This window comes from Flagellimonas pacifica, from assembly GCF_900215465.1.
Taxonomy (GTDB): Bacteria; Bacteroidota; Bacteroidia; order Flavobacteriales; family Flavobacteriaceae; genus Flagellimonas; species Flagellimonas pacifica.
Genome location: NZ_OBEH01000005.1, coordinates 1 through 16,243, shown reverse-complemented (window position 1 = coordinate 16,243; position 16,243 = coordinate 1). Strand labels below are relative to the sequence as shown.

At 40.0% G+C, this 16,243-nt stretch carries 11 protein-coding genes; 8 read left to right on the top strand and 3 right to left on the bottom strand.

All coding sequences use genetic code 11. From position 1 onward, the window contains the following. Positions 1–73: 73 nt before the first annotated feature. Complete coding sequence (locus CRO15_RS14930; protein WP_097046665.1) at positions 74–676, top strand: 30S ribosomal protein S16; 603 nt, start codon at positions 74–76, stop codon at positions 674–676. 10 nt (positions 677–686) lie between these two features. Continuing rightward, positions 687–1,214 carry a ribosome maturation factor RimM gene (gene rimM / locus CRO15_RS14925; RefSeq protein WP_097046664.1) on the top strand — a complete coding sequence of 176 codons (528 nt, stop codon included), beginning with the start codon at positions 687–689 and terminating at the stop codon, positions 1,212–1,214. A gap of 49 nt (positions 1,215–1,263) precedes the next feature. Here the strand turns inward: rimM and CRO15_RS14920 are convergent, their stop codons facing one another. Continuing rightward, positions 1,264–1,863 (bottom strand): hypothetical protein, encoded by a 600-nt coding sequence (locus CRO15_RS14920; RefSeq protein WP_097046663.1) that lies wholly within the window; start codon positions 1,861–1,863, stop codon positions 1,264–1,266. A gap of 188 nt (positions 1,864–2,051) precedes the next feature. Between CRO15_RS14920 and CRO15_RS14915 the strand changes: the two genes are divergently transcribed. The 4 genes from CRO15_RS14915 to CRO15_RS14900 all read left to right on the top strand — a co-directional run bounded on the left by CRO15_RS14915 (position 2,052) and on the right by CRO15_RS14900 (position 6,943). Beyond that, the gene (locus CRO15_RS14915) at positions 2,052–3,491 is read left to right on the top strand and encodes a sulfatase family protein (RefSeq protein WP_097046662.1); all 1,440 of its coding nucleotides are present in this window, start codon (positions 2,052–2,054) and stop codon (positions 3,489–3,491) included. After that, on the top strand, positions 3,475–4,188 hold the full coding sequence (locus CRO15_RS14910; protein ID WP_097046661.1) for a tRNA1(Val) (adenine(37)-N6)-methyltransferase: 714 nt from the start codon (positions 3,475–3,477) through the stop codon (positions 4,186–4,188). The genes CRO15_RS14915 and CRO15_RS14910 overlap by 17 nt, the downstream gene beginning before the upstream one ends. 145 nt (positions 4,189–4,333) lie before the next feature. Continuing rightward, positions 4,334–5,512 carry an acyl-CoA dehydrogenase family protein gene (locus tag CRO15_RS14905; RefSeq protein ID WP_097046660.1) on the top strand — a complete coding sequence of 393 codons (1,179 nt, stop codon included), beginning with the start codon at positions 4,334–4,336 and terminating at the stop codon, positions 5,510–5,512. A gap of 66 nt (positions 5,513–5,578) precedes the next feature. After that, entirely contained in the window at positions 5,579–6,943 is a 1,365-nt protein-coding gene (locus tag CRO15_RS14900) for an aldehyde dehydrogenase (protein WP_097046659.1), read from the top strand. On the opposite strand, the gene CRO15_RS14895 is transcribed toward CRO15_RS14900, so the two are convergent. Continuing rightward, the gene (locus CRO15_RS14895) at positions 6,927–9,959 is read right to left on the bottom strand and encodes a DNA polymerase III subunit alpha (protein WP_097046658.1); all 3,033 of its coding nucleotides are present in this window, start codon (positions 9,957–9,959) and stop codon (positions 6,927–6,929) included. The genes CRO15_RS14900 and CRO15_RS14895 overlap by 17 nt on opposite strands. Positions 9,960–9,962: 3 nt before the next feature. Then, a complete protein-coding gene (gene dinB, locus CRO15_RS14890) occupies positions 9,963–11,177 on the bottom strand; it encodes a DNA polymerase IV (RefSeq protein WP_097046657.1) in 1,215 nt (404 codons plus the stop codon). A gap of 496 nt (positions 11,178–11,673) precedes the next feature. Here dinB and CRO15_RS14885 point away from each other — a divergent pair, with 496 nt between their 5' ends. Both CRO15_RS14885 and CRO15_RS14880 read left to right on the top strand, forming a co-directional pair. After that, a complete protein-coding gene (locus tag CRO15_RS14885; RefSeq protein WP_097046656.1) occupies positions 11,674–13,809 on the top strand; it encodes a DUF5723 family protein in 2,136 nt (711 codons plus the stop codon). Positions 13,810–14,117: 308 nt separating this feature from the next. Further along, on the top strand, positions 14,118–16,243 hold a 2,126-nt coding region (locus CRO15_RS14880; RefSeq protein WP_133067255.1), incomplete at its 3' end, for a DUF8202 domain-containing protein.

Genomic DNA, 16,243 nt, shown 5'->3' with positions numbered 1-16,243 from the left:
GCACCCGCTTAAAACAGGAAGCGAAAAAATAGAATTAATAATCAGGGTCGGGCACCCTACAAATTAATGTGATATGCCAGTAAAGATTAGACTTCAAAGACACGGAAAAAAAGGTAAACCATTCTATTGGGTGGTGGCTGCAGATTCCAGATCAAAAAGAGATGGTAAATTTTTGGAAAAACTGGGGACTTATAACCCAAATACCAATCCTGCGACAATTAACTTGGATGTAGATGGATCCGTTAAGTGGTTGAACAATGGAGCACAACCAACTGATACCGCGAGAGCAATCCTATCTTATAAAGGAGTTTTATTGAAGCACCACTTGTTAGGTGGAGTTAGAAAAGGCGCTTTAACTGAAGAGCAAGCTGAAGAAAAATTCAATGCTTGGGTTGAAGAAAAAGAAAAAGCAGTACAGGCCAAGAAAGATGGTTTGACCAAAGCTGAAGCGGATGCAAAAGCAAAAGCTTTGGAAGCTGAAAAAGAATTTAGCGACAAAAGAGCTGCTGCTGCATTGCCAGAAGAAGAAGCGGTAGAGGAAACCACTGAGGAGGTGGCAGAAGCTACTGAAGCTGCAGCAGAAGAAACTTCTGCTGTTGAAGAGCCTGCCAAAGAAGAAGCTACCAAAGCTGAAGAGGCCGCACCTGCTGAGGAAGCTAGTAAGGAAGAAGAGTAAAATTAAGACGATGCACAAGGAAGATTGCTTCTACTTGGGCAAAGTCGTTTCAAAATACAGTTTTAAAGGCGAGGTATTGGTGAAACTTGATACCGACGAACCTGAAATCTACGAAAACATGGAATCAGTTTTTGTTTCATTGGGAAACAATCTGGTTCCATTTTTTATTGACCGATGTAGACTACACAAATCGGCCTTGCTTCGTATAGATTTTGAGGAGGTAAAAGATGAGTCCTCCGCGGACAATATTATTGGTTCGGAACTATATCTTCCATTGGAGTTGCTCCCACCGCTTTCCGGGAATAAGTTTTACTTCCATGAAGTTATTGGCTTTAAGCTAATGGATGAAATATATGGCGATATCGGCACCATTAAGGCTGTAAACGATAGTGCTTCTCAAGAACTTTTTGAAGCTGAAAAAGATGGAAAAGAACTGTTGATTCCAATAAGTGATGACATTATCAACAAAGTGGATAGGGGATCAAAGACTATTCACGTAAAAACTCCAGAAGGGTTGGTAGACCTCTATTTAAAATAAAAAAGGGAACCAAAATGGCTCCCTTTCCAATACCTAATAGGAAAAAGAGTTAGTTTTTCCACTTACCTCCTCCAACGTAAAAACCTAATGAAATTCCTATATAAGAATTCTTGATTTCAGCACCTTCGCCAAGATCAGACTTACCAATCAAATTATATGTTGCTGCCAATCTAAGTTTTCCTGCCTCAAAACCTGCACGCACAAGCCCGCCAAAACTACCATCTACTTCCAATTCAAGTTCCTCATCAATGGTTAAAGGGCTATCATCCCCAAATCCAGAATCAATGTCAATATCAAAACCCACATTAGCCAAAGAGCTATAGCCCACACCTGCACCAATAAAAGGAGCAAAAGATGAGCTTCCAGAGCTAAAATAATAATCAAAAGTACCTGAGTACGAAGTACTTCCAGCTAAGCTAGCCTCAACAAGCCCAACTTTTTTTGCCATTGCAGCAGATTCAATACGTATACCAACATTCATGTTGTCAGCAATATTGTATTTAGGCTCAAGGGCAATGAGAATTCCACCGCCTCCATCCGGAATGGCGTATCCTAAATCAAGTCCAACTCTGAATTTGTTTTGTTCCTGAGCACTCAAAAATTGTGTCATTGAAGCCATAACAACAATGGCAAGAAAGATTTTTTTCATAATAATATGTTTAAAATTTGGTAATTGATTATGTAGAGTGTATTTCACTTACAAGTTGCGAATCTAAATAGGTGCGTAACAAAAAAGAGTTCAAGATCAACGAATGGCACATTTGACTTTATGAAATCATAAATTGAACTGATAGAACTTTTAAACCTATATTTATATCCACCATTTTATTCCAAACCATGAAACGTTATTATTTTATTGCCTTCGTATTTTGCATACTTTCCTGTGGAGAAAAAGCCACCAAAAAAGAAAAAACCAGCTCTCCTCCTAATGTTGTTTTGATTTTTACCGATGACCAAGGCTATCAAGATGTGGGCGTTTTTGGCTCTCCAAATATTAAAACTCCTCATTTGGATCAAATGGCTTCGGAAGGGGTGAAACTGACTAGTTATTATTCTGCTCAGGCAGTTTGCTCAGCATCTAGGGCAGGAATCTTGACGGGATGCTACCCCAATCGTATTGGTATTCACAACGCTCTGGGGCCAGATAACACCCATGGAATCAATTCTTCTGAAACTACTCTGGCCGAAATGCTTAAGGACAAGGGCTATGCAACAGCCATTTACGGCAAATGGCATTTGGGACACCATGCCAAATTTCTACCCACAAGACATGGATTTGATGAGTGGTTTGGTATCCCCTATTCTAATGATATGTGGCCATTTCATCCACAACAAGGGCCTATTTTCAATTTCCCTGATTTACCTCTTTATGAAAATGAAACGGTAATTGACACCTTAACAGAACAGTCACAACTGACTACTCAAATTACAGAAAGAAGTGTAGATTTCATCAAAAGAAATAAGGATAACCCCTTCTTTTTATACGTTCCACATCCGCAACCCCATGTTCCTTTATTTGTTTCGGACAAATTCAAAGGAAAATCCGAAAGAGGATTGTATGGAGATGTAATTATGGAGATTGACTGGTCAGTAGGCCAAATCATTCAAGCTTTAAAAGAAAATGGATTGGAAGAAAATACCATTGTGATTTTCACTTCAGATAATGGCCCATGGCTGTCTTATGGAAATCATGCGGGAAGTGCATTGCCACTTCGTGAAGGAAAAGGTACCGCCTGGGAAGGAGGTCAGCGTGAACCTTTTATTATGAAATATCCGGCCAAACTTAAACCAGGCCAAGAAATTAGTGTTCCTGTAATGGCCATTGATATTTTGCCCACTATCGCCGAGCTTACCGATTCAAAATTGCCTGAAAAAGTCATTGACGGTAAAAGTGTATGGAAAGTATTGACAGGTGAAAGCAAGGACCCCGTTCAAGAAGCTTATTTCTTTTACTACCGCGTGAATGAAATGTTCGGGGTGCGCTATGGCAAATGGAAACTATATTTTCCGCATCGCTATCGCACCATGGATGGACAAGAACCGGGCTTAGATGGTCTGCCGGGAGAATATAGTATGGTTGATATGGAAGAAATTGAATTATATGATGTGGAGAACGATGTTAGCGAAACCAAAAATGTAGCCTCTGAAAATCCCGAAGTGATTGAAAAAATCAAACTACTGGCAAACACTATGCGAACTAGACTTGGAGATTCACTACTTGAACTTGAGGGAACAGAAACTAGGGAACCTGGGAGACTGAATGAACAAGCTCTTTAAATTCAAACAATTTACCATTAACCAAGACCGTTGTGCCATGAAAGTGGGCACGGACGGAGTTCTATTGGGTGCTTGGACTTCAATTGAAGAGAAAACCAATTCCGTTTTGGATATTGGTTCCGGCACTGGTTTGATTGCTTTGCAAATTGCACAACGATGCGATGCAGAACTTATCGATGCCATCGAGATTAATGAGGATGCCTATGAACAGTGTGTGGATAATTTTGAAGCTTCACCTTGGGCCAACAGATTATTTTGTTACCATGCTGGTTTGGATGAATTCGTAGATGAGATTGAAGATACATACGATTTGATTATATCGAACCCCCCTTTTTATTCAGAAGAAGTTTCCAGTGGAGACAAGGCACGAGATAATGCACGTCAAAATAATGCTCTTCCGTTTGATGAACTTTTGGAAGGAGTATCCAAATTACTATCTCCCGAGGGCTGCTTTGCGGTAATTGTCCCGTTTAAAGAAGAAAAAGATTTTATCGGTTTAGCAGAAGGGGGTAGCCTTTTTCCAAGCAGGATAACCAGAGTTAAAGGTAATCCAAACTCGGAGTTAAAAAGGAGTCTTTTAGAGTTTGGTTTCACGAAGGAAACAATCGTTGAGGACGAATTAATCATTGAATTGGAGCGCCACCAATACACAAAAGAATATGTTGACTTAACCAAAGAGTTCTATCTAAAAATGTAACAGCGACCTCTTGAATTGTTGTATTTCGTCATTATATTTGAGGATTCATTCTAACCGATGAATTGTCATTCCGCACTTGATGCGGAATCAATCATAAATAAATGGATTCCTGCCTTCGCAGGAATGACAGCTAAACATAGTATTGATGAAACCTGATTTATTTGAAGCCCCGGATTATTACAATCTAGATGATTTACTTTCAGAAGAACATAAATTAGTACGTGACGCCGCCCGCCAATGGGTAAAACGTGATATTTCACCTATCATTGAGGAATATGCGCAGAAAGCCGAGTTTCCAAAGGAAATTATTGGAGGTTTGGCTGAAATTGGTGCCTTTGGCCCGTACATCCCTGAGGAATATGGTGGAGCAGGATTAGATCAGATCAGTTATGGTTTGATCATGCAAGAAATTGAAAGAGGCGATAGTGGAGTTCGGTCAACCGCGTCTGTACAATCTTCTTTGGTGATGTATCCCATTTTCGCTTATGGAACAGAAGAACAGCGCAAAAAATATTTACCAAAATTAGCTACAGGAGAATGGATGGGTTGTTTTGGACTTACAGAACCCAACCATGGTTCCAATCCTAGCGGAATGGAGACCAAATACAAAGATATGGGCGACCATTTTTTGTTGAACGGCGCCAAACTTTGGATTTCAAATTCACCATTTGCAGATGTCGCCGTAGTGTGGGCCAAAAATGAAGAAGGACGTATCCACGGATTGATTGTCGAGCGTGGAATGGAAGGTTTTTCAACCCCGGAAACTCATAATAAGTGGTCTTTGCGAGCATCCGCCACTGGCGAGTTGATTTTTGATAATGTAAAAGTGCCCAAGGAAAATCTTTTGCCAGGCAAAACTGGTTTAGGTGCACCATTGGGATGCCTGGATTCTGCCAGATATGGAATTGCTTGGGGAGCCATTGGAGCTGCCATGGATTGTTATGATACAGCGCTTCGCTATGCAAAAGAACGAATCCAATTTGGCAAACCCATTGCAGCTACCCAATTACAGCAAAAGAAGTTGGCCGAAATGATTACCGAAATCACTAAAGCACAATTATTGGCGTTTAGATTAGGTCAGCTTAAAAATGAGGGGCGTGCAACAACGGCACAAATTTCAATGGCCAAGCGAAATAATGTGGATATGGCTATCAAAATTGCTCGTGAAGCTAGACAGGTTTTGGGTGGCATGGGAATCACGGGTGAGTATAGCATTATGCGCCATATGATGAACTTAGAAAGTGTGATTACTTATGAAGGAACCCATGACATCCATTTGTTGATTACCGGAGCTGACATTACAGGATACCCAGCTTTTAAATAAGAAGTATACTTTAGGGCGAAAATGTAAAACATCTAATTTGACAGAAATGCCAAATAATGATTAGCTATGGAACTACATAAACAACAACAGGCTTTTTTTTCGACCCAAAAAACCAAAAACCTCTCCTTTAGGAGAGATGCTCTTAAGCGTTTGCGCAATGCAATAGTCGAACAAGAAGATGCTATTGCAGAAGCGATTTATGCTGATTTAAAAAAACCACGCTATGAAAGTTTCCTTGGTGAAACCCAATTTGTGCTGGGAGAATTAAATGCAATGCTCAAAAACTTGGAGTTCTGGGCCAGACCAGAACGGGTTGCTGCAAATTTGGCCAACTTCCCTTCAAAAAATTATGTCTACCGGGAACCCTATGGGCAGGTATTGGTAATTGCACCCTGGAATTTCCCCTTTATGCTGGCAATGACTCCAATAATTGGGGCAATTGCAGCTGGAAATACCGTGGTCATAAAACCGTCCGAGCTTACTCCAAATACTTCAGGGATTCTTGGAAATATCATCGAAAAATTATTTGATCCTGAATATATTGCCGTTGTGCAAGGCGGAGTTGAGGTTTCCCAACAGCTGTTGGCCCAGCGATGGGACTATATCTTTTTTACGGGTGGCACCCAAATTGGGAAAATTGTCTATGAAGCTGCAGCTAAATATTTGACTCCTGTTACCTTGGAATTGGGCGGAAAAAACCCCTGTATTGTGGATGAGACTGCAAACATATCACTTGCGGCAAAGCGCATTGTTTGGGGAAAAGCATTGAATTTGGGTCAAACCTGTGTGGCGCCAGATTATCTTTTGGTACATCATTCGATCAAAGAGAAATTGGTACAAGCGCTAAAGGATAAAATAATTGCAGCCTATGGTGAAATTCGCTCCCAGTCTACAGATTTAGCACGAATTGTTAGTGATCGGCATCATAATCGTTTAAAATCACTTTTGGAGGATCAACGGATTCTATTCGGAGGTGAAACGGTGGACAGAGATCGGTTTATAGACTTGACGCTGGTAGATGAACCGGATTTGGATAGCCCTTTGATGCAGGAAGAAATATTTGGTCCTATTTTACCCATTTTTGCCTACACAAATGAATCCGATATCGCCAAGATTATTGAAGGTTATGAAAAGCCTTTGGCGGCATATGTGTTCTCAAGGCGAAAGTCATTTCAAAAAGAATTCATTACTCGGTTCGGTTTCGGAGGAGGTGCAATCAACGATACTGTTATCCAAATTGCGGATAAAAACCTGCCTTTCGGGGGAGTGGGTCACAGTGGTATTGGTGCCTATCATGGTAAAGTCTCTTTCGATTTGTTTTCGCACAAAAAAGCGATTGTAAAAAGAGGAAGCTGGATAGACCCACCCATACGATATGCTCCGTATACCTGGCCCAAGCGAATTGCCAAATGGATTAAACATTTGTTTTAGGTTCTTCTAACGTATTGGAAATTTTGCCATCGAATACTTTTTTGCTCGTTTTCATATCTGCATAGCGAGGATCGGGAATGTAATCTTGTTTTTGCATTTTTATGACCTCAATGCTCAAAAAACCAAATTCCTCTACCACTTTTCCATAAAAACGATAAATGCCTTTTCCTCTAAAATAATATTTGGCGGCCACAGGAGGAAAAAGGACAGTGTCGAAGACTTCGCCGTGTTGATCCACAAGGGTAGCAAAGTGCATGCGTTTGCCACTATGGGTATTGGTGTTTTTTACGGTGATTAGATAGCCATAAATATCGATATGCTTATTTAAATAAAGATGTAAATCTCGTTGCCCATTGGAGTTTTTCGGCGGCTCAGCCAATAACTGAAATGGACTGCAAAGGCAAAATCCCAAAAGCTCCAACTGATCAAAAGCAGTTTCTAAATTAGTAGTGCGCAGTTTTGGAATCTGGAATTTTTGATGCCGTGGCGGGAAGAGTTTAGGATGTTCCAGACGGTCATTTTTGGATAGCATTAAATGTGCCTTCCACAGTAATTCGTGTTTGTTGATTTCGGTAAACCGGAAGGCATCGATTCGGATAAGAATAGAGAGTTGTTCTACAGAAATGATAGTTCGGTCCAAAAAATCTTCCAAGGAAGCAAAACTTCCATTGAGGTTTCGTTCTTTGATGATGCGTTCCATAACTCTATTTTCCAAATCGCGTAGGTACATCAATCCTAAATAAATATGTGTGCCACAAATTCGATTGTCTATATTACTGTTGTTGACACAGGGAGGATGAATAGTGGCACCAATCATTCGGGCATCGTGAATGTAGAATTCGGAACGATAAAACCCTCCTCCGTTATTGAGAACGGCCACCATATACTCTAATGGGAAGTAGGCCCGTAAAAAGAGACTTTGATAGCTTTCCACGGCATAGGAAGCAGAATGCCCTTTGGCAAAGGCATAACCTGCAAAGCTGGCCACTTGGTTCCATATTTCAAAAATAAGAGTGTCAGAATAGCCTTTTTTTCTGCAGTTTAAGATGAATTTGTCCTTCACTTTTTGAAACTCTTCCCGAGAACGGAACTTTCCACTCATTCCCCTACGAAGCACATCGGCCTCGCCCAAATCCAAACCTGCAAAATGGTGCGCTACTTTAATCACATCTTCTTGATAGACCATTACACCATAGGTGTCCGGCATAATATCCAACATCACCGGATGTGCTTTTTCTTCCGCTCTTCCCTGATTGCGATGACGCAAAATATACTCTCGCATCATCCCACTTTTGGCTACTCCTGGCCGAATAATAGAACTAGCGGCTACTAATCCCAAATAATTATCCACTTCCAACTTTTTAAGTAGCATCCGCATGGCAGGCGATTCCACATAAAAACAACCCATGCACTGAGCGGTTTTGATCAGGTTGTTTATGGTAATGTCCGCTTTAAAACCTTTAATGTCATGGATGTCGATTTCTAGATGCTTTTCTGGTTGATTGTAAGCAACGATCTCCAAAGCTTCTTTGATCTTCCCTAATCCCCGCTGACCCAAGATGTCGAATTTGTAAAGACCTACATCTTCAGCAATGACCATATCGTATTGGGTAGTGGGAAACCCTTTTGGTGGGAGGTGAGTGGCCGAAAACCAATGTAAAGGCTTTTCGCTGATCAATATTCCCCCCGCATGGATACTTAAGTAATTGGGTTTGTCCTTTAAAAGTCTTCCGTATTTGAGAACAAGTTTGGACATACTATCCAATTGCGATGGATTATATCTTCCCGTAGTCAAAAAGTCAATTTCCTGTGCCGGAAGCCCAAAAACTTTCCCCAATTCACAGATTACACCCCGTTCTTTAAAAGTGACATAGGTGCCCAAAAGAGCCACGTTTTCAAAGCGTTCAAAAATGTATTGGGTCATAGCAGGCCTGTCCCGTGAAGAAAAATCGATGTCAAAATCGGGTGGATTGGTACGGTAAAGGTTGATGAAACGCTCAAAATAGAGATCTAGTTCCATGGGGTCCACATCGGTGATACGGAGCAAATAGGCCACAATACTGTTGGCGCCACTACCGCGTCCCACATAATAAAACCCTCTCCGTTGCGCTTCGGAAACAATATCCCAATTGATGAGAAAATAAGAAACAAATCCCATTTTTTTGATGAGATGCAATTCCTTGTCCAATCGATTTTGGATGGAATCGGTAATATCTTTGTATCGATACGGAAGGCCTTCATAGCATAACTTTTCAATGAGTTTCTCATCTTCTTCCACACTTCCGAAATAACTATTGAGGTTTTGAGGTTTTCGACCTTTTGAAAAATCAAAATGAATGCTACAGCGATTGAGCAGCTTTTCAGTGTTCTCCAAAATGAAACTAAATTCTGAAAAGGCCATTGCCAGATTTTCGATAGGGAACATTTTTTCATTTTCGTTGGCTTCTTCTTCCTTCGGAAGTTTGCTCAACAAAACATTATTGTCAATGGCACGCAGTAATCGATGGGCATTAAAATCATTTTTGTTGCGAAAAGTGACCGGTTGTTGAACCACTAATTTATCCTTGAGTTTCACCAATCGGGAAAAAGGCAATCGCCTTAAATCTTGTATGGAGACTCCAACAAATTCATGATCTGAGAAATCCTGTAGGTCATTCAACAAAACCTGTTCAAAAGGATAGACTACAAATGCATTTTTGAAAACCGGCGCTCGTTTGGGGATTTCCAAATCTTCATGAAGATGATGGGACAGAAAGTTATTGAGTTCCAAATAACCTTCGTTGTTCTTCGCAATTCCCAAAAAACAAGGCTCCACTCCATTTCTAAAATCGATGCCCAAAATAGGTCGAACACCATACTCTGGAGCTTTCCGTACAAAATTGAGACAAGCAGAAGTATTATTAATATCGGTGAGCACCAGTTGGGTCACTTGGTTTTGCTGGGCAAGTTCCAATAGCTCCAATTCGGAAAATGCTCCGAAGCGTAGACTGTAATATGTGTGGCAGTTTAGATACATGGACTACTGTTTTCTGTGTGCCAAAACCACAGGAGGTTCTCCATTAAAGGGATTGTGCATACTGCCAATGGTCTTGGCGTCCATGGCAGAGGCTCGTATCACACTCCGGCTACCAAACCTGTTTCGTACATAATCCATGGCTTGGTACAGATTTAGGGCCTCTTCGGTATCTTCAAAAAGGTTGATTTGATAGTTTCCGGAGACCAAATGACTGAATCGAATTCCTATCAATCGAACCAACATGCGCTTGTTGTACAAAATCTTGAAAAGCTCTAATATTTTTGGAATAAGTATGTGGTCCGCACTGGTATAGGGAATGCGTAATTGCTTGGAATACGTATTGAAATCTGAATACCGGATTTTTACAGCAATGCAAGCGGTTAATTTATCTCCTCTGCGTAGTTGATAGGCCAAGTTTTCGGTCATGGCCAGTAAAATTCCTTTTAGTTTGATTACATCAATAGTGTCTCGATCAAAGGTGCGCTCGGTGGAAATCGATTTTCGGTCACAAAAAGGAATCACAGGAGTATTGTCCATGCCGTTGGCCCGTTTCCAAATTACCCTTCCATTGGCACCCAATACCCGCTGCATAATATCCATGGGCATTTCCTGTACCATCCGCACTTTTCGTATACCCAAATTCCGAAGGGTTTGATAGGTTTTGTCACCCACCATAGGAATTTTTTTGATAGATAGTGGAGCCAAAAAAGGTTTTTCATGCCCAAAATCTATTTTTAGCTGATTGTTGGGTTTTGCCTCATTGGTGGCCACTTTGGAAACGACTTTATTTACCGACAATCCAAAGGAAATAGGAAGTCCCGTTTCTTTTATGATTTTTTGACGCATCTCCGAAGCGTATTTATAGGATCCGAAAAACCGATCCATCCCTGAAAGGTCTGCGTAAAATTCGTCAATGCTCGATTTTTCAAAAAGGGGCACATGTTCTTTGATGATATCTGTGACCACATCCGAATATTTGCTATACGTACCAGCATTACCTCGAATAACAACCGCTTCAGGACAAAGCTCTTTCGCCATTTTCATAGGCATTCCCGAGTGGACCCCAAATCCGCGGGTCTCATAACTACATGCAGCCACTACGCCACGGTCACTGGTTCCCCCTACCAATAAGGGCTTGTACTTAAGCTCAGTATTGATAATGCGCTCCACGGACACATAAAAAGTGTCCAAATCTAGGTGTAGAATGGTCTTTTCCATTGTTTAGTTGAGAGAGAAAGCTAATTTATGGAATATTTCCTTAAATATGGAAAATATCCATTAAAAGAAATACAATGATGAGAATCTAGTTTTTATCGGAAAATCCTTTATATCTTTGTTTCGTTGTGTTGGATTTCAATCTATCCGATTGGAATCAGGTTGAAACATCAAAAATGATGTTCACCAATGAAAGGCTTTCCATATGGAAGGCTTTTTTTGTTACCACTAAATCTTAAAACATAAATAACCTTCTTTTTTACATCACTATAGGGTTATTCTAATTTTTTACATCCGCTTCACTTTTAAGCCTTTGATTTCATTTCCATTGTTAAATCCTACAAATATCAAAATCTCATTTTGGCGAAGTATAAATCCATGTTATCGATTCATCAACTGAAACATGTCATTGACTCATTTATGGGGTTCTAAGAATTTTATTTGAAGTCTCTTTGGTGCTGAAACCATAGAAATAATAACCCTTCAAAAGATTAAATAAATGTTTTTAAAAAGATTAATGCTCGTAACTGGTTTACTACTTTCCATAACAATTACGAGGTCTCAATCCTACACTGGATATTTAGCAGATAACTATAGCGGTGTACATGGTGTACTGAGCAATCCTGCCAGTATTGCCGATTCAAGATTAAAGTTGGATATAAATTTGATCGGAACAAGTCTTTTCTTTGGAAATGACTACATAGGAATTAACCTTTCCGATGCTTTCAAGGATTTTGATGAAACATTCGACAATGCAAAAAAAGAACCTTCAGACAGTAATTTCTTATCATCAAACATAGATGTACTAGGCCCTTCCGTAATGTTTGGGCTTAATGACAAAAGTTCTATTGCAATATTCACTAGGGCCAGAATGTTTTTTAACATCAATGATGTAAACGGGAATACTCTTGAAAGAGAAGGTGGATATAATGAAGATGAAGATTTTTTTATAGATGAAAGTAATGTTTCCGGGGCTCTAAACTTATGGTCAGAACTTGGCGCGACCTACGCAAGAACCCTATTGGACCAAGAACAGCACTTTTTAAAGGGAGGTATAACCGCCAAGCTTCTAGTGGGGTTCCATAATGCCTATATAAAAGGAAGTGATGTAACAGTAAACTACGAAGCAGATAGTAGATTGGCCACAACCACCGGTACGCTAGTCCATGGACAGGATGTTTCTGGCGATAGAGCTGACTTCAGTTTTGATGGTGCTTTCGGCATTGGTACAGATATTGGGCTAATATATGAGTGGAGGCCAAACCATGAAGAATACAAAACCCTGGATAAAGATGGAAAAACCATTATAAATAAGGGAGTTAACAAATACAAACTAAAATTTGGAGTTTCTATAACCGATATAGGGAAAATAAAAAATAATGATGGAGAGCAAGGAAGCTATAATCTAAATACTACCCAAAGTATTGACAATTTTGAAGGTGATGACCTTAAAGATGCCCTAAATGATAATTTTGAATTAACAAGTCCTTTGACAAAATCCGCAAACTCGGCACTGCCCACTGCTTTGCACACCAATATGGATTGGAACATCAATTCCAAATTTTACGTCAACCTAAACACCGACTTTTCTCTCGTACACAGGAACAACCTAAACACAAACAGTGTTAGAAATTCCTTATCAATTTCTCCAAGATATGAAAGAACTTGGTTTAGCATAAATTCCCCTATGAGTTTGGTTCAAGACATAGGCTTACAATGGGGACTTGGTTTTAGAGCTGGTCCAATCTATATTGGCTCTGGAAGCGTAATGACAAACCTTTTGGGACAAACCTCTAAATCCCTAGACTTATATGCAGGCTTAAAAATACCTGTTTATCAAAATAAATTAAGGGACAAAGATCAAGATGGAATCACTGACAAGGAAGACGGATGCCCAGATACACCTGGCCCAGTAGAAAACAGTGGTTGCCCGTGGGATGATACAGATCAAGATGGCATATATGACAAAGATGACCAATGCCCCAATGAAGCTGGTCCCAAGGAAAATAATGGATGTCCGTGGAAGGATTCTGATGGAGACGGAGTACTTGACAAAGACGACCAATGTCCAGAAGAAATTGGTAAACCTGAAAATAAAGGTTGCCCAGATACTGACAATGATGGTATTTTGGATAAGGATGATAGGTGTCCTAAAATTGCAGGACCAAAAGAAAACAAAGGCTGTCCTGATACAGATGGAGACACTTTGGTTGATATAGATGACGCTTGCCCTAAAATAGCCGGACCAGTTGAGAATAATGGTTGCCCAGTGGTAACAGAAGAAGTTCAGAAACAGCTTAACAACTACGCTAAGACAATTTTGTTCGATACTGGAAAATCAACCATTAAACCAGAATCTTTATCCGTAATGGTAGACATAATTCAAATTCTGAATGAATATCCAAACGCCAAATTTATGGTTGAAGGGCATACTGATAGTGTTGGAAGCAATGCCACCAATCAAAACCTATCTGAAAGAAGAGCAAATGCTGTCAGGGAATTCCTGGTTAATGAAGGTATTGCCCAAAATAGATTAACCTCTGTAGGATACGGTGAGGATAAACCAATTGCATCAAACAACACAAGAAGTGGAAGAAAACAAAACAGAAGGGTTGAAATAAACCTCATAAAATAAATACTATCCACTGTCTTTGCCCTTGACAGTTCAAGAATACAAAGTTTGGTGTAATATGTGTATTCTAAACCAATTGGGATAGTTAAGCCGTCAAGAATTTTCTTGGCGGCTATTCTTTTAATACAATAATTATACTATCTACATTAAAAAAATCTTACAAACACCTCCTATTCATTTGTTTAGGTTATTCATCAATTGAAAATACCCATCCGTTAATTACCAGTCATATTTCCCAACACACTTTTGTTATTTTATAATACCTAAATCTATAATCTTTCAATAGAAAGTGCGAATTAAACCTACTGCCTATGGTACGATTTTTACTCCTACTCGTATTTAACCCATTTCCCAAATCAATATCCCAAACCAGTGCTTGGGTTAAAATTGCCGTTCTCCCATTATTTGTTTTTCTAATGGGTGCTCAAGCTTTCGGACAACAAATCGATACATGGTTTAGAGCAGGAAAAGGAATTAATTTGGCAACCAATGGAATTCCTCTATATAGCCCAAACCCACTTCCCCCGGCAGATGGCACTATAGTAAACACTTGGTTTGATGTGGTATATTTCTCTGAGCAAAATGCAATCCCTAATCCTGCACCTGCAGATTATTCACAAAATCCTTTTGGCGTTCCTCCAGGATTCGATTATCCATTTCCAAATAGTGGAGGTTTTGCAACTTTTTTAACACCTGGAGGCTCTATTCCTGGAACTCCTACATTTAGAAGAAACCCAACAAGCAATATTAATTTTAATCCAGTTATAGAATTTGACGGAAGTGGAGATGGACAAGCTCTACATTTTAGGTCCAACTCTCGTGGAGAAGTAACTGTATTTGTAGTTTTCAAAGCTTTGGGAGCAGGTAACTCAGCAGAAACCCAAAGACTTCTGTTTGGTGGAGATGTAGATGTGCACCATCGATCATTTAATATAAGTAATTGGACAACTAACCTATCCCTTGGTATTGCCAATGACAATCATTTTTCAGTAGGTAGAACTTGGCATAACGATGGTGGTGGTTTTTATGAAGAAGGAAGTATTGACCTAAATGGAGAACCTACTATTGGAGCTTTTTCCAGAGCAAGCGCGCTAGGTTCGGAAACCCTGTCCACCTTTGTTAATGGAATAGCAGAAATATCTACCATTCGAAATCACATCTTAGCTGGTAATGACTTATTCTTCTTCAATAGATTAGGCAAACATTTTAATAGTAATGATTCTAATAGAAACCTTACTGGTGATATAGCAGAAGTCTTGCTAGCAGATTTTGCCATGAACAATAATGAAAGGCAAAGAGTAGAATCTTATTTGGCAATTAAATACGGAATTACCTTAAGCAATGGTGCTCAATTGGGGAGTATTGGTGGGAATGGAACATATAATTATCTAGCCGCAGACGGGACAATAATATGGAGTTTTGACCCTATCTATCAATTCGATATTGCAGGTATAGGCAAAGATAGATATAGAGATGTTTTTGGCACCACGAGCTTGCGATACAATATTGATCAAAGAATATCAAAAAGCATCAATTCAGATGCTATTGTCACTATTTCAACTAATACAGATTTTGTACAGGACAATTTAGATTTGACCAGACCAGAAATAGATGCACAAATCACAAGTAAACCAGCGGGCGTACCCTATGACCATAACTATTTGATTTGGGCCAATGATAATGGAAGTATAAATGAAATATTGGCAGAATTGCCTACAGGAATTACTTCTAGGCTAGAAAGAGAATGGAGGGTACAAGCAATCAGGTCTATTGGTGTTGACCAAATCACAGGAGTCAGTGTACGTGTTAATCTATCCGGATCTGATATTCTTAATAATGGAAATTGTTTAAAACTATTGATTGACACCGATGGAAACGGGGATTTTTCAGATGGTCCTATTACAATTATAGATGCAACAAGCATAGATGTCCTAAACAATGTTTATTTTGATGGTGTGGACTTTGAACACCAAGATGTGTTCACTATAGGGTCTATAAATATAGATGAACCAACGGTAAGCTTCAATACCCCAATCTGCTCGGGAGAGAATGCCGTCTTCACCATAAGTGGTAATGCAGACAATGAGGTCAGCTACAATATCAACGGGGCCACGACAACCACCGCAACAATAGGCGCCGGTGGAACAGTTGATGTGACCGTGAACGCCGTAACATCCAACACTACCATAAACCTGACCAACATCAGTGACGGGATCTGCGACCGAACCCTAACCATCAGTGAGATCGTAACGGTAAATGCCCTGCCAACGGCAGCACTGGGCAGTAGCGATGCGAACGATACCATTTGTGCGGGAGACAGTGTCACCTTTACGGCAACGGGAGGAGATGAGTATGAGTTCTATGTGGACGGGACAAGTGTACAGGCCCAGTCAACAACAGCCACATATACAACCACAACATTGGCGGATGGGCAGGA

What these genes read in the sequence shown, in the direction of transcription:
- CRO15_RS14930 (WP_097046665.1), top strand. Translation starts at nt 74, where the DNA reads ATGCCAGTAAAGATTAGACTTCAAAGACACGGAAAAAAAGGTAAACCA.
- CRO15_RS14920 (WP_097046663.1), bottom strand. Translation starts at nt 1,863, where the DNA reads ATGAAAAAAATCTTTCTTGCCATTGTTGTTATGGCTTCAATGACACAA.
- rimM (WP_097046664.1), top strand. Translation starts at nt 687, where the DNA reads ATGCACAAGGAAGATTGCTTCTACTTGGGCAAAGTCGTTTCAAAATAC.
- dinB (WP_097046657.1), bottom strand. Translation starts at nt 11,177, where the DNA reads ATGGAAAAGACCATTCTACACCTAGATTTGGACACTTTTTATGTGTCC.
- CRO15_RS14915 (WP_097046662.1), top strand. Translation starts at nt 2,052, where the DNA reads ATGAAACGTTATTATTTTATTGCCTTCGTATTTTGCATACTTTCCTGT.
- CRO15_RS14895 (WP_097046658.1), bottom strand. Translation starts at nt 9,959, where the DNA reads ATGTATCTAAACTGCCACACATATTACAGTCTACGCTTCGGAGCATTT.
- CRO15_RS14885 (WP_097046656.1), top strand. Translation starts at nt 11,674, where the DNA reads ATGTTTTTAAAAAGATTAATGCTCGTAACTGGTTTACTACTTTCCATA.
- CRO15_RS14910 (WP_097046661.1), top strand. Translation starts at nt 3,475, where the DNA reads ATGAACAAGCTCTTTAAATTCAAACAATTTACCATTAACCAAGACCGT.
- CRO15_RS14905 (WP_097046660.1), top strand. Translation starts at nt 4,334, where the DNA reads ATGAAACCTGATTTATTTGAAGCCCCGGATTATTACAATCTAGATGAT.
- CRO15_RS14900 (WP_097046659.1), top strand. Translation starts at nt 5,579, where the DNA reads ATGGAACTACATAAACAACAACAGGCTTTTTTTTCGACCCAAAAAACC.